Raw genomic sequence first — 21,835 nt, forward strand, 5'->3', positions numbered from 1 at the left:
TGCTCGCACCATTGAATTCATTGAAAAGCGGGGCCAGTGGAATGCCCACGGTTTCCTCCCGACCTTTGCCCTACTTATGGACCCCACCACTTCCGCCACCAAAACCGGCCAGGTCTTCGACTGGGCCGTGCTGCGCCGCCTGCTCGGCTACGTGCGCCCCTACCGGCGCGTCTTTATCGGCCTGATTGTGCTCACCGTGGCCACGGCCGTGCTGGGCACGCTGCGGCCGTTTCTCATTCAGCGCATGGTCGATGTCAGCATCGAGCAGGGCGATATGAAGGGGCTGAACTTTATGTTCCTCTTGCTGCTGGTGCTGCTGGTGGCCCACGCCGGCGTGAGCTATTTGCAGACGTACTACGGCGGCTGGCTGGGCCAGTACATCGTGCGCGACATCCGCACCGACCTCTACCGCCACCTGCTCAGCCTCAAACTCAAGTTCTTCGACCAGACGCCCATCGGCGTGCTCGTCACCCGCAACATTTCCGATGTTGAAACCCTCTCCGACGTGTTCAGCGAGGGCTTAGCAGCCATGGTAGGCGACATTTTGCAGCTGCTCTTCATCATGGCCTTCATGTTTTACATCGACTGGCGGCTGACGCTTATCAGCCTCTCGGTGATTCCACCGCTGCTGTTCAGCACCTACGTGTTCAAGGAGAAAATCAAAGGTTCGTTTCAGGACGTGCGCACGGCCGTGGCCAAGCTCAACTCCTTCGTGCAGGAGCACCTTACGGGCATGAATGTGGTGCAGATTTTCAACAACGAGGAGCGCGAGTACCGCAAGTTCGCCGCCATCAACAAGGAGCACACCGAGGCCAACATCCGCTCGGTGCTTTACTACAGCATCTACTTTCCGGTGGCCGAAGTACTGGGTGCTATCGGCGTGGGCCTGCTGGTGTGGTACGCCGCCCAGGGCCAGATTGAAGGTTCGATTTCGAAGGGCGCGCTCATTGCCTTCATCATGTACAATGCGCTTTTCTTCCGCCCCATCCGCCAGATTGCCGACCGGTTCAACACCCTGCAGCTGGGCCTGGTGAGCACCGAGCGCCTGCTCAAGCTGCTCGACAACCAAGAACTGATTGCCCCCAGCGGCACCTTCGCCCCCGCCGAACTGCAAGGCGACGTGGAATTCAAAAACGTGAAGTTTGCCTACAATGAGCCCGACTGGGTGCTCAAGGACATCAGCTTCCACGTGAAGCCTGGCCAGACCATCGCCTTCGTAGGCGCCACCGGGGCGGGCAAAACCAGCATCATCAACCTGCTGAGCCGCTTCTACGATATCCAGAGCGGCAGCATCTTAATCGACGGCCGCGACCTGCGTGAGTACGACCTCAGCCTGCTGCGCCGCCAAATCGGCATCGTGCTCCAGGATGTTTTCCTCTTCGCTGGCAGCATCCGCGACAACATCACGCTCGGCAACAAAGCCATCACCGACCAACAAATCTGGGAAGCCGCCGACCTCGTAGGCGCCCGCCGCTTCATCGAGCGCCTGCCCGAAGGCCTTAGCTACCCCGTGATGGAGCGCGGCGCCACGCTTTCCGTGGGCCAGCGTCAACTCATCAGCTTCGTGCGGGCCATGGTGTACCAGCCCCACATCATCGTGCTGGATGAAGCCACGTCCTCCGTCGATTCCGAAACCGAAGAACTCATCCAGCAGGCCATCGAGAAGCTGATGCAGGGCCGTACCTCGCTCGTCATCGCCCACCGCCTGAGCACCATCCAGAAAGCCGATAAAATCATCGTGCTCGACAAGGGCGAAATCAAGGAAACCGGCACCCACGAGGAGCTGCTGCGCATCGAGGGCGGCTATTATGCCCAGCTCTACCGCATGCAGTACATCGTGGCCAGCGAGTTGTAAATGATAAACCCTTAAAATGCGCTACCTCTTTCTCGCCATCATCCTGCTCACCCTCATCGCGGCTGGCACCTACGTTTACCTCGGCGGCACCCGCGAGCCCAAAGTCACCCTCGAAACCACCGCCGCACCGCTGTACCTGGCCGGCCAGCCCTTCCACGGCAAAGTCACTGGCGATGCCTTCGGCAAGCTGTTTCGCCAGGCCAAGGATGCCCAGGCCCGCCTACACGGCGACCTCGCCAACCTTTACCTTAACGACCCCGAAACGGCCCACGACACCATCCGGGCCTTTATCGGCCTCGCTGTGGCCGATACCACGCAGGTCCTGCCCGCTGGCTTTCGCTACCGTATGGTGCCCGCCGGGCAGCGCATCTTAGCCGCCCGCCTCAGCGGCGTGAGCTACCTGCTGGCCCCCAACAAGCTCTACCCCGCTGCCCTCGAAGCCGTGAAAGCGCAGAAACTTACCCAGCGCGGCGACTTCTATCTGGAGCGCTTCGGGGCCAATGAGGAATCAGAAGTGTGGGTGGGCGTGAAATAGCCGGGCGCCTTAGCGCTTGCGCGTGACATCGGGCACGCTCACTCCCACGCTCAGCAGGTAGGCCGAAAACTGGTCGGCCGCTCCGAACGGGGCGCTGGCGTACCACTGCCGGTAGCCGCCGCGCAGCGTTAGCCACGGCCCATCAATGCGCCGCAGCTTGTACGTTGCCATCAGGCCAAGCTCCGTCACCGGGGCTACGGCCGTATCGAGGCGCTTGGCGGTGGTGCAGCCGCACCCCTGCCCTTTGCGCTGCACCTGCTGGGCATTATCGTAGAGGCTGGCCCCGCCCAAGCCCGCCCCTACTTCGGCGGCCAGCCGCCAGCGGGTGTTTTCGGCCAGCAACAGCTGGTTGTTCCAGGTAGCGCTGAAAAGCACCAGTCGGGGCTGTGCCGCCCCGGCGTACACCTCGGCCGGCGCGTGGGCGGCCGGCATTTCGCCGGTGAAGCTGCCGCGCAGGCCGGCGCTCCAGCGGGGTAGCAGCCAGTAGTGCGCTTCGGCCTCCACGCCCAGGTAAGGAGTGGCCGCCCGGTCCGTGGCCCCCAGCAACCCGATGGAACCGCCCATGCGGGTTGGCACAAAAGGCTTTTTCACCTCACATGAATCATGGTGGGGGCGGTGATGGTAGGCAGTGTAGGGAACAAAGGCTGCGTGGCACTGGGCTTGTGCACCTCGCGGAGCCAAGCCGGCGGCGCTCAGCAGCACCAGTAGCGTAAGCAGTGTTTTCATGGCTTCCCGGTAAGTAGTTGAGCAATACTAGCCGCGCTAATCTGTTGGCTGTATGAAGATAACCACATTTCTCCAATCATGAAGCGTGTATTATCGAACAGCATGGCATAGGCACACAAAAGAGGCCCGTACCATTGCTGATACGGGCCTCTTCGGATTCTCGGGTCGGGGTGGCAGGATTCGAACCTACGGCCTCGTCGTCCCGAACGACGCGCGCTACCGGGCTGCGCTACACCCCGAAAGCCGGCCGATGGGGCAGCCGGTTTTCTTGTTCCAATATTAGCGGCCGAAAAAAGCCTCCGAACCCAGAAGTTCGGAGGCTTTACAAGAGCGGCTGCTCTTCCGTCGGAGTGGCAGGATTCGAACCTACGACCTCCAGCACCCCATGCTGGCGCGATACCAGGCTACGCTACACCCCGATTGGTATTGGAGCGACAAAGGTAAGGGTATTTTTGATTCCTGTGCAAGCCAGCAGCAAATAAAGTTTTAGCCGCAGTGGCCTGGGGCCAGTTTTTGGAGCGGTTTTGGCCCAACCAGTCCCGGAATTGCTTAGCTTTACGCAAGCCGTTTTACCTCATCTTGTTCTTATCCTACTTATGAAAAAGTTATTACTACTTGTGTTGGCCAGCACGTTGGCTTCGGCGGCGGCGCAGGCGCAGGCCCCCACTCCCGCCAGCCCCGCAGCCGCGGCAACTGCACCGGCTAAAGAAGAAGCAATTTTGCCCAGCGGCGTGGTAGCCCCCCCCGCTACGGCAGCAGTGGCGGCTACCGCTGCACCAGCGGCCGAGGGCCCAAGCCGCATCGCGCTGGCTCCCGAAACGCCCGCCGCCAACCCCAACGCTATCAAGGTGAAAGCCGATGCCGTGGCCGGCAAACTCACCGTGAAAACCGACAACCCCGGCCCCACCCGCGTGGAAGTGACCGATGCCGGCGGCCGTCCCGTCATCACCCACACCATGCTGAACGGGCAGACCCCGGCCGTGCTCAACGTGAGTCAGTTGCCCGCCGGCGCCTACATCGTGCGCTGCACAGCCTATGAAAAAACCGGCATGCGCCGCGTCATGATTGGGCAGTAGCATTTCCGCTCGTTTTGCGTAAAAAAAGACAACAAAAAAGCCGTCATGTTAAGCATGACGGCTTTTTTGTTGTTCAGGCAAAATCTATTCATTCAGCGGCTCCAGCAGGTCCCACTTGTTGCCGTACAGGTCTTCGAAGACGGCAACGTGCCCGTAGACTTCGGAGCGCGGCGTTTCGAGGAAGCGCAGGCCGCGGCTTTGCAGCACCGGATGGTCGCGCCAAAAGTCATCGGTGTGCAGGAACAACCAGACCCGGCCGGCGCCTTGGTTGCCCACGCCGCGCTTTTCCTCATCGGTTTTGGCTTCGGCCAGGAGCAGGCCGCAACCGGCTGCGCCGGGCGGTGCTACTACTACCCAACGCTTGCCGCCGCCCATGTCCAGGTCAGCGGTCAGGGTGAAACCCAGCACATCGGTGTAAAAGGCAATGGCTTCGTCGTAATTGCGAACGAGCAGGGTAACGTGGGCGAGGCGTTGGTTCATAAGGACGTAGCGCGGAATTTCAGTCCGCGAGTGAAATGATGTGATTCGCGGACTAAAAGTCCGCGCTACGCTACGCCTCCTCGGTTTGCAGTTGCCGGTCGTACAAGGCCTTATACAACCCTTCGGCGTCAGCCATCAGCGCATCGTGGGTGCCGTGCTGCACAATTACCCCGTCGTCAAGCACCAGGATTTCATCGGCCAGCTTCACCGAGCTCACGCGGTGCGAGATGATGAGGCTGGTGCGCGCCGCCATAATGCGCTGCAGGCTACCGAGAATGGCATTTTCCGTCTTGGTATCAACGGCCGAAAGCGAGTCGTCCAGAATCAGAATCTTGGGTTCCTTTACTAGGGCGCGGGCCATGCTCACGCGCTGCTTCTGGCCGCCGGAAAGCGTGATGCCCCGCTCGCCCACTTTGGTATCGAAGCCTTCGGGGAAAGCGAGGATGTTTTCGTACACGTCGGCATCGCGGGCGGCTTGCAGCATGCGCGCCTCGTCGGGCTCATCGAGGCCGAAGTTGATGTTGTTGCGGATGGTGTCGGAAAACAGGAACACGTCCTGCGGCACGTAGCCAATCTGGCCGCGCAGGGCGCGCAACGAGTAGTCGCGTACATCCACGCCATCCACTTTGATGTCGCCGGCCGTCACGTCGTAGAGGCGGCAGAGCAGCGCGGCCACGGTGCTTTTGCCCGAGCCGGTGTTGCCGATAACCGCCAGCGTCTGGCCCGGCTTCACACGGAAGCTCACGTTTTTCAGGGCCTGAATCCCGGTATCGGGGTAAGTGAACGACACGTTCTCAAACACGATATCGCCTTCCAGCTCGCGCTCCACGTTCTGACGCGAGATGATGTCGGTTTTCTGGTCCAGAAACTCGTTGATGCGGGCCTGCGAAGCCTCCGCCCGCTGCACCAGCGAGGAGGTCCAGCCCAGCGCCGTGACCGGCCAGGTGAGCAGGTTCACGTAAATCAAAAACTCGGCAATGGTGCCCGTAGTGATGGTGCCGCGAATGACTTCTTGCCCGCCCACCCAAACGGTGATGAGCGTGCTCAGGCCAATGAGGAACAGAATGAGCGGAAAGAACAGCGAGTTCACGAAGTTCAGACTCAAGGACTTCTCCTTGTACTCGTTGCTGGCCGCCGAGAACTGCGCGTGCGAATCGGCTTCCCGCACGAAGGATTTCAGCACCCGAATACCCGAAAAGGCCTCCTGCACAAAGGTGGTCATGCCCGACAGCGCCCGCTGGATTTCGTCGGACTTCCGCTCTATCAGGTTATTAACGTAAAAGATGCTAACGGACAGAATGGGCAGCGGCAGCAGCGTGTAGAGCGTCAGCTTCACGTTCACCATGAGCATGAGCGGCACGATGAGCAGGAACAGCAACACCAATTGCAGGAAGTACATGATGGCCGGCCCGAGGTACATCCGCACACGGCTTACGTCCTCCGAAATACGCGACATCAAATCGCCGGTGCTGTGGCGGCGATAGAAGCTGAGCGGCAGCGACTGGTAGTGCTGGTAAATCTGGTTCTTCTGGTCGTTTTCGATGTGGCGCGACATCACGATGAGCGTCTGGCGCATGAAGAACAGGAAGATGCCGCGCCCCAGCGCCAGCGCAATGATGAGCACGCCATAGAACAGCACGTTGCGCCCAAACAGCTGGTACACGCCGCTTTGGGCCTGCGTACCGGCGTAGAGGTGGTAGAGGTCGATGCCCTCGTTCACCAAATCGAAGGCGTAGCGCACCAGCTGGGCCGGAAAAATGGCCAGCAAGGTGCTCAGCGCCACGAACAGCACCCCGGCGAGGAAATGCCACTTGTAGCGGAAGATGAACGGATTAACGGCGGATAATGCGCGCACGGGCAGGGTGGGAAGAGGGCCGGTTCAGGAAAATAGCGGTACTTTTGCGGCCTGAAAGAGAATCTGGAACGTCATACAGAGCGCAGCGAAGCATCTCGCGTGCAGAGTATTCAATCTTTTTTACGATTGATTTACTTCCCCGAACGAGATGCTTCGCTGCGCTTTGCATGCCGGGCCGGGTTCTCCGTATAAGACCCAACAAAGTTACGCCGTACTCTTCCCAACCATCCATCCTACAATTCCCACCAACCTTCAATTCATTCCCATGATTGAAACCCAAATCATCGCCCCCGAGTCGATTTTCGGCCAGATTGCCGAGCATCAGCACGAGCAAGTCGTGTATTGCCACGACCACGAGACGGGCCTCAAGGCCATTATCGGCATCCACAACACCGTGCTTGGGCCGGCCCTCGGCGGCACGCGCATGTGGCACTACGCTTCTGAAGCGGAAGCCCTGAACGACGTGTTGCGCCTCTCGCGCGGCATGACCTACAAGGCCGCCATTTCGGGCCTGAACCTGGGCGGTGGCAAGGCCGTCATCATCGGCGATGCCAAAACGATGAAGACCGAAGCCCTGCTGCGCAAGTTCGGCCGCTTCGTGCAGAACCTGAACGGCAAGTACATCACCGCTGAAGATGTAAACATGACCACCAAGGACATGGAGTACATCCGCATGGAAACCAAGCACGTAGCCGGCTTGCCCGAGAGCATGGGCGGTAGCGGCGACCCGTCGCCGGTGACGGCCTACGGCGTGTACATGGGCATGAAAGCCGCCGCCAAAAAAGCCTTCGGCTCGGAGAGCCTCGCTGGCAAGCGCATTGGTGTGCAGGGCACGGGCCACGTGGGCACCTACCTGCTGGAACACCTCCAGAAAGAGGGGGCGAAGCTCATCGTGACCGACTACTACGAAGACCGCGCCCTGGATGCGGCCAACCGCTTCGGCGCCACCGCCGTGGGCCTGGACGCGATTTATGACCAGGAAATGGACATTTACTCGCCCTGCGCGCTGGGTGCCACGCTGAACGACGACACCATTCCGCGCCTAAAGGCCCGCGTGGTGGCCGGCTGCGCCAACAACCAGCTTAAGGTTGAAAATATCCACGGCCCGGAGCTGGTGCGCCGCGGCATCGTGTACGCCCCCGACTTCCTTATCAACGCCGGCGGCCTCATCAACGTGTATTCCGAAGTGACGGGAGCCAGCCGCCAGGGTGCCCTCACCCAGACCGAAAAAATTTACGATTTCACCCTCCAGGTTTTGGCCAAGGCCGAAGAAGAAGGCACGCACCCGCAGGCCGCCGCCATCCGGCAGGCCAAGGAGCGCATCGCCAGCGTGGGCCGGGTGAAGTCGACGTATTAGGAGTGTTGAGTTTTGAATGATGAGGGTTGGGTTGGCAGTTTTTCAGCACATTGTTGAGCTGCCAGCCCAACCCTCACCATTCAAAACTCAACACTCAACATTCAAAACTCAACCCTTTATGTTAAATCGCCGCCTCCTCCGTATCAAAGTCATGCAGTCGCTCTACTCCTACCACCAGGCAGTGGGAGCTGATTTAATGCTGGCGCAAGACCGCATCGCGGCGGCTTTCGAGCCCGACCTGACGGCCAAAGAGGCCCCCGACCGCCGCCTGCTGGAAGGCCAGCGCAAAATGGGCGAAGCCCAGCTGCGCGACTGGTACCGCACCGGCATCGCGCCCGAAAAAACGGACGACAAAGCCGTGGACAAGGCCGTGGCCGACGCCATCAACTCCTTCCAGAACCAAGTGAAGAAGGACGCTGATTTCTACGCCGGGCAGTTGCTGGTGGGTGCCGAAAGCATCCACGACCAGTACCTGCACCTGCTGAACCTGCCCGCCGCCCTGCTCGGCGTGATTGAGGAAGAGCAGAGCCGCGAAGAGCGCCGCCGCCTCGGCCCGCGCGAGGATGCGTTGGACGCCACCCGCCTGCACCAGAACAAGGCCATTGCCAAGCTGATGGCCAACGAGCAGCTGCAGGGCCAGACCATCCGCCGCAAGCTAGCCTGGGAAGGGGCCGAGGAAGTGGAAGCCCTGCGCGCCGCCTGGAGCGAAATGAAAGCCGACGAAACCGTGTTGGCCTACCTCAACGGCAAGGACATTGCTCAGCCCGAGATGGACTACGACACGGACCTCGAAATCCTGCGTCACATCTACAAAGACTTCGTTTTCAAAGGCGAAGCGCTGCCGCGTCAGCTCGAAGCGGCCGATTTGAACTGGGAGGAAAACCGGCCCATCGTACGCAACCTGGTGCTGAAGACGCTGAAAATGCTGCCCTTCACCGCCGAGCCTACGCAGGAGTTGATGAACCTCTCGGCCAACTGGCAGGACGACCGCGAGTTTGCCGAAACGCTCTACAAGCAGACGCTCATCGAGGACGACAAGATGGAGAAGCTCATCGCCGGCTCGGTGCAGAACTGGGACGTGGAGCGCGTGGCGCTGCTCGACAAAATCATCCTAAAAATGGCGCTTACCGAGATGCAGCTGTTCCGCGGCATTCCGGTGAAAGTCACTATCAACGAGTACATTGAAATCAGCAAGCTCTACAGCACGCCCAAAAGCAAACAATTTGTTAACGGCATTCTGGACAAGCTGGCGACGGATTTGGCCGCCAGCGGCGACATTCGCAAATCGGGCCGCGGCCTGCTGGATAACCAGTAAGCAGCAGGTGCGGGCGAACGGCAACATTATGGCTTGCGGCTGAACATTGAGCCGATATAGCCACTTTTGCATCTACGGCCGCATTTCTGCGTACGCAGGCCTGAAAACATTCTCACCTCTCTTCCCCCAATCCTCGACGACCATGGCTAGCAAAACCACCACCGGCATCCTGTGCTTCGCGGGCGGCGCCCTCACCGGCGCAGCCCTTGGCTTGCTCTACGCCCCCGAAACCGGCACCGAAACCCGCTCCTGGCTCAGCTACCAGCTCGAAAAGTACCGCTCGGTGCTCGCCGACCTCACCGACAGCCTCGTAACCAGCCGCGAAGGCGTGGGCCAGTCCTCGGCCAAAAGCGAAGGCCAGCGCGTGATTTCTGATGCCAAATCCAAAGCCGAACAGCTGCTCGGCGATGTGGACCAACTCATCAACCAAATCAATTCCCGCAAGGGCGCTTAATTTTTTTACGGGTGTCTAAGTGCTTGACGGAATGGGAGAATGGGTGAACGGCCGATGAAAATTCAGTCTTCGCTCATTCACCCATTCCGTTCTTTGCTTTCTCATCCAGTCATTTATTACCAGTACGATGCACGTAGTAACCCTTATTCCCGGCGATGGCATAGGCCCCGAAATCACGAAAGCGGTAACCGATATTTTTGCTGCCGCGCAGGTGCCCATTCAGTGGGAGGAGCAGAATGCGGGGCAGACCACGTTCGACCAATCGGGCGAACTGATTCCGAACGCCCTGCTCAAGTCGCTGGAAAAGAATAAGGTGGCCCTAAAAGGCCCGATTACCACGCCGGTCGGCAAGGGCTTCCGCAGCATCAACGTGACGCTGCGCCAGAAGTACGACCTCTACCAGAACGTGCGGCCCAGCAAAACCACGGCCGGCATCCACACCCGCTACGAAGGCATCGACCTGGTGCTCTTCCGCGAAAACACCGAGGGCCTGTACTCGGGCCTGGAAGTGTACGACGAGCGCCTCGGCATTGCCGACGCCATTGCCCGCGTCACGGTGGAGGGTTCGCGCAAAATCTGCCGCGCCGCCTTTGCCTACGCCGCCAAGCACGGCCGCAAGAAGGTGACCCTGGCCCACAAGGCCAACATCATCAAAATGGCCGGCACGCTGATGCTCAACGCCTGCAAAGAGGCCAGCAACGAGTTTCCGGGAATTGTGTTCGAGGACAAAATCATCGACAACATGTGCATGCAGCTCGTGAACAAGCCCGAGCAGTTCGACGTGATTGTGACCACCAACCTGTTCGGCGACCTGCTATCCGACCTCTGCGCCGGCCTCGTGGGCGGCCTGGGCGTGGTGGCCGGCGCCAACATCGGCGACAACATGGCCATCTTTGAAGCCGTGCACGGCTCGGCCCCCGACATTGCCGGCCAGGGCAAAGCCAACCCTACGGCCCTGCTCCGCTCGGCCATCATGATGCTGCACCACCTCGGTGAGCACGTCAAGGCCGAGCAAATCGACAAAGCGCTGGAAGCCACGCTCATGAACAAAGAAGAATGCACCGGCGACCTAGGCGGCAAAGCCAGCACCAGCCAGTTCGCCCAGAGCATTATTGCCAAGCTGTAATTTTTCGGTGGTCCGGCTGAGTTGACTCAGCTGGACCACTGCTTTTCGTTTTTCAATGAAACAATACCTCATACTGGCCGCCGCGCTCTCGCTGGCGGCCTGCAACCACGACAAAACCGCCGAAGTAGGCACCGAAGGCGTTAACGCCGCCGCAACCGTCGAATCTGACGCCGCTAACCCCACCGTGGACAACCCCAACGTGGTGAGCGACGAAGCCGCCGTCAACCCCAACGCCCCGGTGATGAAATTTGCTGAAGCCGAGTTTGATTTCGGTGACATTCAGCCCGACACCAAAGTGCACCACACGTTTACCTTTACCAACACCGGCAAGTCGCCGCTGCTGATTGAGGACGCTACCGCTTCCTGCGGCTGCACCACCCCCAGCTGGACCAAGGAGCCGGTAGCTCCCGGGGCCCAGGGCAAGCTGGAAGTGCAGTTCGACAGCCGCGGCAAGCAGGGCATCATCAGCAAGCAGGTGGCGGTGCGGGCCAATACGCAGCCCACCATCACCACCATTCTCATCAAAGGCAACGTACTCACTCCCAAGGCCAACTAGCCTTTTCCAGCTTCTTACCCAAACGCCATGTTCCTGACCCTTTTGCTGCAAGCTGCCGGCGGCGCCGACTATGCTCAGCCGCTTTTCCTGCTGATTGCCGCTGGCGTCTTCTATTTCTTTATGATTCGGCCGCAGCAAAAGCGGGCGAACGATGCCAAAACCTTTCGCCAGTCGCTGACCAAGGGCTCGCGCATTGTCACCATCGGCGGCCTGCATGGCCTGATTGTGGAGCTCACCGACGACACCGTGGTCGTGGAAGTAGACCGCGGCACCAAGCTGCGTTTCGACCGCTCGGCCATTGCCCGCGAAGTGGGCAACAAAGCCAACACCGGTACTGGGGCCGACACCATTACCGCCGCCTAAGTCATGGACGGGCCGCTGAATCGGGCAAGCTGGCTGCTGCGCTGGTTCGTGCGGCCTTTCGCGGGCCAAGAGCCCAGCTTCTACCGGGCCATCACGGCCTGCCTGCTGGCGGCGGGCTTGTTCTGGCAGATGAATGCCTTGAATAAGACCTACACCACCCGCATCGACTTCCCACTGGCCTGGCACTACGACTCCGTACATTATGTGCCCATGCGGCCCTTGCCGACGGCGCTGCCCGTCACGGTCACGGGCCAGGGCTGGCGGCTGCTGCGGGCCAACCTGGGCTGGGGCACGCACCCCGCCGACCTGCGCCCCGTGCCCTTGCCCGGCACCCGCTACCTGCCCGCTACCGCCTGGCGCCGCGGCCTGCAAAACGCGCTGGAAGGCGTGCAGGTAACCGAATGGGCCGGCGATACGCTGCGCCTCACCTTCGACCGCTACGCCAGCCGCCGCCTGCCCCTGGCCCTGCCGCCCGACTCGGCCCGGCGCTACAAGGCCAGCTTCACGCCCGCAATGGTGACGTTTCGGGGGCCGGCCAGCTTGGTGAACGAGTTGCCCAGTCCCTACCCTGTGGTGCCGCCGCAGCCCTCAGCCCGCGGCAAGGCGGAGGAAGTTGAGGCTGACGTGAAAACGCCGGCCCGAATTCGGGCTTCCGTGCCTACGGTGCGCCTGCGCCAGACGCGGCGCTAGTTTCCAGCTGTTTTCCCAATTCCATTCTCTTATGTTGCGCATCGGCATTACCGGCGGAATCGGTTCGGGCAAAAGCATTGTTAGCCGCCTGTTTCACGCGCTGGGCGTGCCCATTTACGATGCCGACACCCGCGCCCGTTGGGTAATGGAAAACGATATGGAACTGCGCCAGCAGCTCACCGCTGCCTTCGGCCCCACTACTTATGATGCCGCCGGCCGCCTCAACCGGCCCGTGCTGGCCGGCACGGTGTTCAATAACCCAGCTTTGCTGGCCCAACTCAATGCACTGGTGCACCCGCACGTGGGCACCGATTTTGAGCACTGGGCCGGGGCACAGGCACAGGCCGGCCATCCCTACGTGCTCAAAGAAGCAGCTCTTATGTTTGAAGCGGGCTCCTACAAGCAGCTCGACCGGGTCATCACCGTGTTTGCGCCGCTGGCGGTGCGGGCGGCGCGCGTGCTGCAACGCGACCCGCACCGCTCACCTGCTGATGTCCAAGCCATAATGGCCAAGCAGCTAAGCGAAGAAGAAAAAATGGCGCGGGCCGACTACGTACTAACCAACGATGACGTGCACCCGCTGCTACCGCAGGTGCTGGCGCTGCACGCCGCCTTTAGCTCCCAACCGAATACCCATAAATAAGAAAGACTGCCTCTTGCGGGGCAGCCTTTTTCTTTTACTACGGGAAGGCTTAGATACGGCCCGAGTAATCTTCCAGTGTATCAATCACTTTCAATAGTTGGGGCACTGCTAGTGAGTAGTAAATCTTTGTACCAATTTTGCTGGACTTCAATACGCCCCGGTCTTTTAGGGTAATCAAGTGCTGCGATGCAATGGCCTGAGGCAAATCAAGCGCTTGGTAGATGTCGGTTACCGACATTTGGGTGTCTTTGCCCTTGGTCTTTCCCAGCAAATCCACAATGGCAAGGCGCTTGGGATGAGAGAGAACCTTGAGCATAGCCGCAGCGCGGTCCAACTGTTGCGCTTCTACACGCGAGTGCAATGGTTTCATGAAGTCAATAAAAAGTGAAGGGGGAAGAAGAGGAAGAGTAGAATAAGTGCAATACAGCCGTACTGCTGAGCTAGTTCCTAATCATTACGCAAAATAGCGTTAAAGGGGTTTGCTATTCCTAAAATACTTTAATATTTATCCATTTTCATTTCTTACTGAAATACTATTCTGGGCCGCCAGCCACTTCAGCAGTGGCACCTACCTTTGTGGTTCTGCTTATTGGCAGGCTTTCTTACCCTTTTCTTTCTATGCTCGACCTGCTCACAAAGTTTGAAAATAAGCGCCCCGAAATCGTCTTTGAATGGAAAGACGCCGAAACCGAAGCCGAAGGTTGGGTTGTCATCAACTCCTTACGGGGCGGAGCCGCCGGTGGTGGTACCCGCATGCGAAAAGGTCTCGACAAACGCGAAGTAGAGAGCCTGGCCAAGACCATGGAAGTGAAGTTCACGGTGTCCGGACCGGCCATTGGCGGGGCCAAGTCGGGCATCAACTTCGACCCGCAGGACCCCCGCAAGCGCGGCGTGCTGGAGCGCTGGTACCGCGCCGTGTTTCCGCTGCTGAAGAATTATTACGGCACCGGCGGCGACCTCAACGTGGACGAAATCCACGAAGTCATCGCCATCACCGAGGAATACGGCCTCTGGCACCCGCAGGAAGGCGTGGTGAACGGCTACTACCACGCCACCGAGCCCCAGAAGATTCAGAAACTCGGCCAGCTGCGCCAGGGCGTCATCAAAGTGGTGGAAGATGCCACGTTTTCGCCCAACTTGGCCCGCAAATACACCGTGGCCGACCTCATCACCGGCTACGGCGTGGCCGAGGCCGTGCGCCACTACTACCGCCTGTGGCCCGGCACCGAAATGACCGGGCAGCGCGCCATCATCCAGGGCTGGGGCAACGTGGGCGCGGCGGCGGCCTACTACCTCGCCGGGCAGGGCGTGCGCATCGTGGGCATCATCGACCGGGCCGGCGGGCTGCTGAGCACCGAGGGCTTTGGGCTGGAAGAAATCCGGGCGCTGCTGCTGGCCCGCCGGGGCAATGCCTTGACGGCCGACAACCTGCTCTCCTTTGAGGAAGTGAACGAGAAAGTATGGTCTATGGGGGCCGACATTTTTATTCCGGCGGCAGCCTCGCGCCTTGTGACGCGCGCGCAGGTGGAGCAACTAGTGGCTGGCGGCCTCAAGGTCATCAGCTGCGGGGCCAACGTGCCGTTTGCCGACCCTGAGATTTTCTTCGGCCCCACCGGCGTTTTCGCCGATGAGCGCACGGCCGTCATCCCCGATTTCATCGCCAACTGCGGCATGGCCCGCGTGTTTGCCTACCTGATGGAAACCGGCGCCGAAATCACCGACCAAGCCATTTTCGCCGATACCTCGCGCATCATCGGCGCGGCCCTAGAACGCGCGCACGCCGAGAATGCGCAGCCCACTGGCATCGCGCAGCGTTCCTTCGAGATGGCACTGCGGCAGCTGGTATAGAGCCCATTAGAGACACAAAACCACCGTCTCTCATCCCGAGCGCAACAAAGGACCTGCTCACGTTTGCAGCAGTTTATTTACTGCAAACGATTTCGGCGTGATAAGGGCCTTCGCGGCGCTCGGGATGAGAGACAAAATTCCTTACTACCAGCAGCATTTTTATTTGGCAACAATTCGATAACTTTGACGCCCTACTTTTGGTCGCCCCGCATTCGGGGCGATTTTGTTTTTGCAGGAATTCCCAATTGAATAATATGTCTACACTGAAAAAAGCCAAGACCAGCAAAACCAAGGTCTCCGACGACATGCTGAATGCCGGCAGCGGCAAAACCATCAAGCAGCCTAATGTCAACGACGACAAGCTCACCTCCATCACGGAGATGCGCCAGACCACCAACGGCCAGACCGCCATGGCCCTCGAAGACGAGCAGCGCCTGCGCAAAGCCTTCGTGGACAAGGACTGGAACGAAATCAAAATCGCCGACTCCTGGCAGATTTTCAAGGTGATGGCCGAGTTTGTGGAGGGCTTCGAGAAGATGTCCAAAATCGGCCCTTGCGTGAGCATTTTCGGCTCGGCCCGCACTAAGCCCGACAACCCTTACTACCAGATGGCCGAAGAGATTGCGGCCAAGCTGGTGCGCCACGGCTACGGCGTTATCACGGGCGGCGGCCCCGGCATCATGGAAGCGGGTAACAAAGGTGCCCGCTCCGAGGGCGGTAAGTCGGTGGGCCTCAACATTGAGCTGCCCTTCGAGCAGACCCACAACATCTACATCGACCAGGACAAGTGCATCAACTTCGATTACTTCTTCGTGCGGAAGGTGATGTTTGTGAAGTACGCGCAGGCCTTCGTGGGCATGCCCGGCGGCTTCGGCACGCTCGATGAGCTGTTTGAGGCCATGACCCTGATTCAGACCAAGAAAATCAGCCGCTTCCCCATCGTGCTGGTGGGCTCGGCCTACTGGAACGGCCTGTTCAAGTGGATTGAGGACGTGATGCTGCACGAGGAGCACAACATCTCGCCCGAGGACATGAACCTGGTGCAGATTGTGGACGATGCCAGCGAAGCCGTGAAAATCATCGACGACTTCTACCACAAGTACCTGCTGTCGCCGAACTTCTAAGGCTGCAGTCCGTTGTTCAGCTACCGAGAAAGCCGGGCCGTATGGTTCGGCTTTTTTGTTTGCCGGCTCACCATTTTTGCGGTTGATTTCCCACTCCCATGCCCGCTACCGATTCCCTGTTTGCGTTCGATTACCTCATCGTGGGCGGCGGGGCGGCGGGGCTGAGTCTGGCGTATCACATTGCGCAAGAACCTCGGCTAGCCGATAAAAGAGTCCTGATTATCGAGCCCGAAGCCAAGACGCAGAACGACCGAACCTGGTCGTTCTGGGCCGATGAGCCGGGGATGTTTGATGGCATCGTGGCGCATGAGTGGCGTAAAATCGCCTTCCGCAGCCCCGGCTTCGAGCGCGTTATCGACCTGGGTCGCTACCGCTACAAAACCATCAACGGGCTGGACTACTACCGTTTCGTGCAGCAGGAGCTGGCTGATAATCCGCAATTCACGTGGGTACGCGGCAATGTTGCGCAGGTAGAAAATATACCACTTGGCGTGCGTGCCACCACCGCTGCTGGCGGAGTCTACACCGCGTGCTACGGCTTCGATAGTCGCCCACCGGACTTAGCGAAGCTGAAGCAACCTGAGAAGCACCGCTACCTGTTGCAGCATTTTGTAGGCTGGGAGATTGAGACGGATACCGATGTATTCGACCCGGCCACGGTGGAGTTTATGGACTTTCGCGGTGAGCAGCGGCACGAGGCGAGGTTCATGTACGTGCTGCCGTTTGCCACCCGCAAAGCACTGGTTGAGTACACGTTATTTTCAGAAACCGTTTTACCCAAAGCGGAATATGAAGCAGCTATTCGGGAATACCTGAGCAATACACTGGGCCTGAAAAGCTACCGCATCACTGCCGAAGAAGTAGGCGCGATTCCGATGACGGACCACCCGCTGCCGGCCCGCAACGGCGCGCACATCATCAACCTGGGCACGCGGGGCGGCCGGGCCAAACCCAGCACCGGCTACGCCTTCAAACGCATTCAGCAGCACTCGGCGCGTCTGGTAGCGGCGCTGGCCAAAACCGGCCACCCGCCCGCAGGCGCCACCGGCGACAAATGGCAGTTCCGGCTGTTCGACACGCTACTACTTGACATCATGCAGCGGCGGGGCGAAACCGTGCGCGACATCTTCCAACAGCTATTCGAGCGCAACCCGGTGGAGCGCATCTTCCGTTTTTTGGATGAGCAGACTTCCTGGGCCGACAACCTGCGAGTGATGAATTCGGTGTCGGCCGGCCCGTTTATGCAGTCCATCGGGCAGGTGCTGCGCGGCCGGCCGGGCCGGCGGTAATTCCTTATTCCACTGGCCTTGGGGCCTGCTCCAGCCACGCCCGCGCCTCGCGCACTGAGGCTTCGGAAATGGGGCGCAGCTGTAGCTCCGGCTCCGATAGGTTGAGCAGGTAGCCGGTGAGTTCAGGTAGGTTGTCGAGGTCGTGGGTGCTGCATAGCACGGTTTTGCCCTGCTGGGTGGCCCATTCGTGCACCAGAGTGAATACCTGGCGACGGTAGTACACATCGAGCTGCTGGGTGGGCTCGTCAAGCAAATACACCTGCGCATCTTGTAGGCTGAGCTGGGCCAGCCACACCAGCTGCTGCTCGCCGCCTGATAGTTGCGTGAAATCGCGGGCGGCTAGGTGGGCCATGCCTATGCGGGCCAGCGCGGCATCGGCCAGCGCATAATCGGCCGGGGCGTAGGCGCTGAGCAGGCCGTGGTGGCGGTAGCGGCCCATCACCACCAGTTCGCGCACAGCAATGGCGAAGTCGAGGCTGCCGCGCTGGGGCAGGTAACCCAGCAGGCCCGCCGTGGCGGCGCGGCGCAGGTCGCGCACTTCGTGGCCGTGCAACTTGGCGCTCCCTTCATACGGCAATTGCCCGGTGAGCACCCGAAACAGGGTGGTTTTGCCACTACCGTTGTGCCCCACCACGGCCACGAAAGCCGGCGCGGGCAGGCACAAAAAAAGGTTGCGGACCAACACCCTACCGGGGTAGCCCGCAACCAGATTTTCTATTAGTATGGAGTATTGAGCCATAAGTAGTAAGACCCGAAAGCGCGAATAAGCGTCTCCCGTGAAACACTAACTACTTAATACTTACTACTCTTAGTACTCGTCCTCGTTGAACATGAAGTCCTCCTTGGTCGGGTAATCGGGCCATACCTCTTCGATATTTTCGTAGGGCTGGCCGTCGTCTTCCAAGGCTTGCAGGTTCTCTACTACCTCCATGGGCGCACCCGAGCGGATAGAAAAGTCAATCAGTTCGTCTTTGGTGGCGGGCCAGGGAGCATCTTCCAGGTAGGAAGCCAGTTCGAGTGTCCAATACATAGTGAAGCGGATAAAAAAAGGTGGGCGAAGGTAACAGTTTCCCGTCAAGATACAAATGGCCGGGCCATTTCAACCGACAACGCAAAATGTTGGCCAAGGTTAGCCCGCAGCCTGCGCCTGCTGGCTGAACAAGGCAATTAGGTCATTTTTCGTGCGAATCTTACGCTCGAAGGACCGGATTTTGGTTTGCAGCATCTGCCGAAAAGCATCGTTGGCGGCGCTGGGGCTGAGGTTGTCGAGGTTGGCGCGCAGCGTGTTAAGCTCCTCGTGGTCATCCTTGAGCAGCTCGCGCAGGGTGCTGGCCCGGAAGCGGGCACGCTCGGCCGGGGCCGAGGGCATGGGAGTGCCCTCAGCGCGCTTGCGCAGGTGGTATTCGAGGGCGCTGAGCTCAAAAATCTTGTCGCAGGCCACCATAAAGCGCTGCCAGATACGGTCCGATTCCTCGCCGCGCACGGTACCTACCTGCTTCCATTCGGCTTGGAGGGACTTGGCCTGGTGAATAGCTTCCTGGGGCGGAATGGCCATCAGGGCTTCGGCACGCTCGGCCAGGGTGCGTTTACGGGCCAGCAGCACCTCGGGGGTGGCGGGAGCACCGGGCGCACCCGCCGACTGCTGAGCGGCGATGTGCACCTTGAGGCGCTCGAAGAAGTGGTTGTTGGCGGCGCGAAAACGTGTCCAGAGTTCGGAGGCCTGCTTTTTGGGCAAGTTGCCGTTTACTTCGCGCCAGGCTTGCTGCAACGCTTTGAGCTGGCGCGAGGTGGTTTCGAACTGGTCGGAGTTTTTGAGGGCTTCGGCCTGCTGAATGAGGTCGCGGTACCGGTTTTGCACCCGGTTGGTCATGGCCTTTTTATCGGCCTGGAAGGCTTTGCGACGGTCGAAAAATACCTGAATGGCCAACTGGAAGCGGTGCTCCAGCTCATCGGTCATGGCTTTGTCGACGGGGCCGGTTTTGAGCCAGCCCTGGCGAAGGTCCTTCACCTTCTCGCTGGCCGAAACCCATTCCACGCTTTCGCTGAGGGCTTCGGCTTCGTGAATGAAGCTGATTTTGGTGGCCAGGTTTTTTTCGCGGTTGCGGGCCACGGTCACGGCAATGGCGTCCTCGGCCTCGGTGAGGCGGCGGTGCAGGCTGGCAAAATCGCCGAGGCCATCATAGCTCAGCAGCAGCTCTTTGAGGTGCAGCGCCTTCATCAGGAAGGAGCCTTTGTTTTCGCTGGCCTCCATTTTTTCGAGCAGCGAATCGACTTTGGCGCGCAGGGCTTCAAAACGTTGGCTGAAGTACCGCAGGGCGGCATCGTCCGAATCTTTGACTAGGCCAATCCGGCGGGCGGGCTGGCCCAGCACGGGGCGTAGCCATACGCCGTCGGCTTCCACGTAGCCGTAGCGCTTGGCTTCGGCCAGCAGGTGGTCGGTTGGTTCCATAACAGGGAATAAGCTCGTGGGTAGGAGGGTGGGGTACTTGGGCAGAAGAGACAAAAAAGAACGTAGGGGCTGCGGCTGAAACGCGGACGGGAAGGGAGTACAAGTTTACGGTAAAAACGTGATGAAAAGATGTAGCATTCGGTAAACCCCGGCTAAACCGGCCCGTTCGGCAGCCAGGGCCGGACCAACCCGCTTCCGTAACCCAGGCCAGGGTATGGGTTGCAAGCGGCGGCTGTCGTTCTTTGCAGTCGCATTTCTTTTATTAGCCCCACCCCCACCCCATGAGCGACCAGACCATCATCTTCAGCATGGCCGGCGTGAGTAAGATTTACCCGCCGCAGAAGCAAGTTCTTAAAAACATCTACCTCTCGTTTTTCTACGGGGCCAAAATCGGCGTGCTGGGTCTGAACGGCTCGGGCAAGTCGAGTTTGCTGAAAATCATTGCCGGCGTTGATAAGCAGTTTCAGGGCGAAGTCGTGTTTTCGCCGGGCTACTCGGTGGGCTATCTGGAGCAGGAACCCCATCTCGACCCTACCAAAACGGTGCGCGAAGTGGTGGAGGAAGGTGCGGCCGAAACCGTGGCCCTGCTGAAGGAATACGACGAAATCAACGAGGCCTTTGGGGCCGAAGATGCCGACTTCGACAAGCTGCTCGACCGCCAGGGCAAGGTGCAGGAGCGGCTGGACCAGCTCGACGCCTGGAACCTCGACACCAAGTTGGAGCGCGCCATGGATGCCCTGCGCACCCCGCCGCAGGAGGCCATCATTGGCAACCTCTCGGGTGGGGAGAAGCGCCGCGTGGCCCTGTGTCGCCTGCTGCTGCAAGAGCCGGATGTATTGCTACTTGATGAGCCCACCAACCACCTCGACGCCGAGAGCGTGCTGTGGCTCGAGCAGCACCTGCAACAATATAAAGGCACGGTCATCGCCGTGACCCACGACCGGTACTTCCTCGACAACGTGGCGGGCTGGATTCTGGAGCTGGACCGCGGCTCGGGCATTCCGTGGAAGGGCAACTACTCCTCGTGGCTGGAGCAGAAAACCGCTCGCCTGGCCCAAGAGGAAAACCAGGAAAGCAAGCGCGCCAAAACCCTACAGCGTGAGCTGGAATGGGTGCGGATGTCGCCCAAAGCCCGCCAGAGCAAGGGCAAAGCCCGCTTGGCCAACTACGACAAGCTGGCCAGTGAAGAGGCCAAGGACAAGGAGCAGAAGCTGGAGCTGTTCATTCCTGACGGTCCGCGCCTGGGCGCGCAGGTGATTGAGGCCGAGGGCATCACGAAAGCGTTTGGCGACAAGCTGCTTTTTGAGAACCTGAGCTTCTCACTGCCGCAGGGCGGTATTGTGGGCATCATTGGGCCGAACGGCGCCGGCAAAACGACGCTGTTTCGCCTCATCACGCACCAGTTGGAGCCCGATGCGGGTACGTTCGAAGTGGGCCCCACGGTGCAAACGGCTTACATCGACCAGCAGCACGACACGCTGGACCCGAACAAAAGCGTATTTGATACCATCACGGGCGGCACCGAAACCATGCTGCTGGCCGGCCGGCCGGTGAACTCTCGTGCCTATGTGAGCAAGTTCAACTTCGGCGGTGGCGACCAGGAGAAGAAAGTGGGCATGCTCTCGGGCGGCGAGAAAAACCGCGTGCACCTGGCCATGACCCTGAAGCAGGGCGCAAACCTGCTGCTGCTCGATGAGCCCACCAACGACCTGGACGTTAACGCCATCCGGGCGCTGGAAGACGCCCTGGAAAACTTTGCCGGCTGCGCTGTTATCATCAGCCACGACCGGTGGTTCCTCGACCGGCTGGCCACGCATATCCTGGCCTTCGAGGGCGACTCGGAGGTGGTGTGGTTCGAGGGCAACTTCTCCGATTATGAAGAAGCCAAGCGCAAGCGCCTGGGCGACGTGGAGCCGAAGCGTGTGCGGTATAAGAAGCTGGGGTAAAAACCCTAAGAGCTTGACAATAAACACACCCCGCCGTTCGTTCGGCGGGGCGTGTTCGTTTAAACCAGGGCATACCGCCTGCGGTGGGCTCAATTTTTGCTTTGCCTTATCGTTCCGAAAAAGTTAGTTTTCTCCTCATCCCACTGCC

Annotated in this window: 22 protein-coding genes and 2 tRNA genes; 15 read left to right on the forward strand and 9 right to left on the reverse strand. The window is 59.8% G+C overall.

What is annotated here, in order from left to right:
- The first annotated feature begins 76 nt into the window (after positions 1 to 76).
- Positions 77 to 1,855, forward strand: coding sequence for an ABC transporter ATP-binding protein (locus ACYU7Q_RS19275; protein ID WP_460611093.1), 1,779 nt, complete (start codon positions 77 to 79; stop codon positions 1,853 to 1,855).
- A 16-nt stretch (positions 1,856 to 1,871) separates the two neighbouring features.
- Positions 1,872 to 2,390 (forward strand): hypothetical protein, encoded by a 519-nt coding sequence (locus tag ACYU7Q_RS19280; protein ID WP_460611094.1) that lies wholly within the window; start codon positions 1,872 to 1,874, stop codon positions 2,388 to 2,390.
- A gap of 9 nt (positions 2,391 to 2,399) precedes the next feature.
- Here ACYU7Q_RS19280 and ACYU7Q_RS19285 read toward each other — a convergent pair whose 3' ends face one another.
- The 3 genes from ACYU7Q_RS19285 to ACYU7Q_RS19295 all read right to left on the reverse strand — a co-directional run bounded on the left by ACYU7Q_RS19285 (position 2,400) and on the right by ACYU7Q_RS19295 (position 3,535).
- Positions 2,400 to 3,116, reverse strand: a complete 717-nt coding sequence (locus tag ACYU7Q_RS19285) for a hypothetical protein (protein WP_460611095.1) — start codon at positions 3,114 to 3,116, stop codon at positions 2,400 to 2,402.
- Positions 3,117 to 3,281: 165 nt separating this feature from the next.
- A tRNA-Pro gene (locus ACYU7Q_RS19290) sits at positions 3,282 to 3,355 on the reverse strand.
- 106 nt (positions 3,356 to 3,461) lie between these two features.
- A tRNA-Pro gene (locus ACYU7Q_RS19295) sits at positions 3,462 to 3,535 on the reverse strand.
- 177 nt (positions 3,536 to 3,712) lie between these two features.
- On the opposite strand from ACYU7Q_RS19295, the gene ACYU7Q_RS19300 reads away from it, so the two are divergent.
- Entirely contained in the window at positions 3,713 to 4,192 is a 480-nt protein-coding gene (locus ACYU7Q_RS19300) for a T9SS type A sorting domain-containing protein (RefSeq protein ID WP_460611096.1), read from the forward strand.
- Positions 4,193 to 4,276: 84 nt separating this feature from the next.
- On the opposite strand, the gene ACYU7Q_RS19305 is transcribed toward ACYU7Q_RS19300, so the two are convergent.
- Together ACYU7Q_RS19305 and ACYU7Q_RS19310 are read right to left on the reverse strand one after the other, a co-directional pair.
- Complete coding sequence (locus ACYU7Q_RS19305) at positions 4,277 to 4,672, reverse strand: VOC family protein (RefSeq protein WP_460611097.1); 396 nt, start codon at positions 4,670 to 4,672, stop codon at positions 4,277 to 4,279.
- Between the two features lie 70 nt (positions 4,673 to 4,742).
- Positions 4,743 to 6,527, reverse strand: coding sequence for an ABC transporter ATP-binding protein (locus ACYU7Q_RS19310; RefSeq protein ID WP_460611098.1), 1,785 nt, complete (start codon positions 6,525 to 6,527; stop codon positions 4,743 to 4,745).
- A 265-nt stretch (positions 6,528 to 6,792) separates the two neighbouring features.
- Between ACYU7Q_RS19310 and ACYU7Q_RS19315 the strand changes: the two genes are divergently transcribed.
- From ACYU7Q_RS19315 to coaE, 8 genes are all read left to right on the forward strand, one after another.
- On the forward strand, positions 6,793 to 7,884 hold the full coding sequence (locus ACYU7Q_RS19315) for a Glu/Leu/Phe/Val dehydrogenase dimerization domain-containing protein (protein ID WP_460611099.1): 1,092 nt from the start codon (positions 6,793 to 6,795) through the stop codon (positions 7,882 to 7,884).
- 118 nt (positions 7,885 to 8,002) lie between these two features.
- Positions 8,003 to 9,199, forward strand: coding sequence for a transcription antitermination factor NusB (gene nusB, locus ACYU7Q_RS19320; protein ID WP_460611100.1), 1,197 nt, complete (start codon positions 8,003 to 8,005; stop codon positions 9,197 to 9,199).
- Positions 9,200 to 9,341: 142 nt separating this feature from the next.
- A complete protein-coding gene (locus ACYU7Q_RS19325; protein ID WP_460611101.1) occupies positions 9,342 to 9,653 on the forward strand; it encodes a YtxH domain-containing protein in 312 nt (103 codons plus the stop codon).
- Positions 9,654 to 9,780: 127 nt separating this feature from the next.
- Positions 9,781 to 10,779, forward strand: a complete 999-nt coding sequence (locus ACYU7Q_RS19330; RefSeq protein WP_460611102.1) for an isocitrate/isopropylmalate dehydrogenase family protein — start codon at positions 9,781 to 9,783, stop codon at positions 10,777 to 10,779.
- A 55-nt stretch (positions 10,780 to 10,834) separates the two neighbouring features.
- Positions 10,835 to 11,335: a DUF1573 domain-containing protein gene (locus tag ACYU7Q_RS19335; protein WP_460611103.1), complete on the forward strand. Its 501-nt coding sequence runs from the start codon at positions 10,835 to 10,837 to the stop codon at positions 11,333 to 11,335.
- 27 nt (positions 11,336 to 11,362) lie between these two features.
- Positions 11,363 to 11,698 carry a preprotein translocase subunit YajC gene (gene yajC, locus ACYU7Q_RS19340; RefSeq protein WP_460611104.1) on the forward strand — a complete coding sequence of 112 codons (336 nt, stop codon included), beginning with the start codon at positions 11,363 to 11,365 and terminating at the stop codon, positions 11,696 to 11,698.
- A 3-nt stretch (positions 11,699 to 11,701) separates the two neighbouring features.
- Positions 11,702 to 12,388, forward strand: a complete 687-nt coding sequence (locus ACYU7Q_RS19345) for a YbbR-like domain-containing protein (protein WP_460611105.1) — start codon at positions 11,702 to 11,704, stop codon at positions 12,386 to 12,388.
- Positions 12,389 to 12,419: 31 nt separating this feature from the next.
- Positions 12,420 to 13,031 (forward strand): dephospho-CoA kinase, encoded by a 612-nt coding sequence (coaE, locus tag ACYU7Q_RS19350; RefSeq protein WP_460611106.1) that lies wholly within the window; start codon positions 12,420 to 12,422, stop codon positions 13,029 to 13,031.
- Between the two features lie 49 nt (positions 13,032 to 13,080).
- Here coaE and ACYU7Q_RS19355 read toward each other — a convergent pair whose 3' ends face one another.
- Positions 13,081 to 13,401, reverse strand: a complete 321-nt coding sequence (locus tag ACYU7Q_RS19355; RefSeq protein WP_198069649.1) for an ArsR/SmtB family transcription factor — start codon at positions 13,399 to 13,401, stop codon at positions 13,081 to 13,083.
- A gap of 248 nt (positions 13,402 to 13,649) precedes the next feature.
- Here ACYU7Q_RS19355 and ACYU7Q_RS19360 point away from each other — a divergent pair, with 248 nt between their 5' ends.
- From ACYU7Q_RS19360 to ACYU7Q_RS19370, 3 genes are all read left to right on the forward strand, one after another.
- On the forward strand, positions 13,650 to 14,879 hold the full coding sequence (locus ACYU7Q_RS19360; protein WP_460611107.1) for a Glu/Leu/Phe/Val dehydrogenase dimerization domain-containing protein: 1,230 nt from the start codon (positions 13,650 to 13,652) through the stop codon (positions 14,877 to 14,879).
- 380 nt (positions 14,880 to 15,259) lie between these two features.
- Positions 15,260 to 16,003, forward strand: a complete 744-nt coding sequence (locus tag ACYU7Q_RS19365; protein ID WP_460611413.1) for an LOG family protein — start codon at positions 15,260 to 15,262, stop codon at positions 16,001 to 16,003.
- Between the two features lie 98 nt (positions 16,004 to 16,101).
- Positions 16,102 to 17,292, forward strand: a complete 1,191-nt coding sequence (locus ACYU7Q_RS19370; protein WP_460611108.1) for a Rossmann-fold NAD(P)-binding domain-containing protein — start codon at positions 16,102 to 16,104, stop codon at positions 17,290 to 17,292.
- Positions 17,293 to 17,296: 4 nt separating this feature from the next.
- On the opposite strand, the gene ACYU7Q_RS19375 is transcribed toward ACYU7Q_RS19370, so the two are convergent.
- The 3 genes from ACYU7Q_RS19375 to ACYU7Q_RS19385 form a co-directional block, all read right to left on the reverse strand.
- Positions 17,297 to 18,031, reverse strand: a complete 735-nt coding sequence (locus ACYU7Q_RS19375; protein WP_460611109.1) for an ABC transporter ATP-binding protein — start codon at positions 18,029 to 18,031, stop codon at positions 17,297 to 17,299.
- A gap of 69 nt (positions 18,032 to 18,100) precedes the next feature.
- Positions 18,101 to 18,322 (reverse strand): DUF2795 domain-containing protein, encoded by a 222-nt coding sequence (locus ACYU7Q_RS19380; RefSeq protein ID WP_035561220.1) that lies wholly within the window; start codon positions 18,320 to 18,322, stop codon positions 18,101 to 18,103.
- Positions 18,323 to 18,421: 99 nt separating this feature from the next.
- Positions 18,422 to 19,741 carry a DUF349 domain-containing protein gene (locus ACYU7Q_RS19385; RefSeq protein ID WP_460611110.1) on the reverse strand — a complete coding sequence of 440 codons (1,320 nt, stop codon included), beginning with the start codon at positions 19,739 to 19,741 and terminating at the stop codon, positions 18,422 to 18,424.
- Positions 19,742 to 20,022: 281 nt separating this feature from the next.
- On the opposite strand from ACYU7Q_RS19385, the gene ettA reads away from it, so the two are divergent.
- Entirely contained in the window at positions 20,023 to 21,687 is a 1,665-nt protein-coding gene (gene ettA, locus ACYU7Q_RS19390; protein ID WP_460611111.1) for an ABC transporter ATP-binding protein, read from the forward strand.
- The last annotated feature ends 148 nt before the right edge of the window (positions 21,688 to 21,835 follow it).

Source organism: Hymenobacter terrigena (assembly GCF_054776515.1).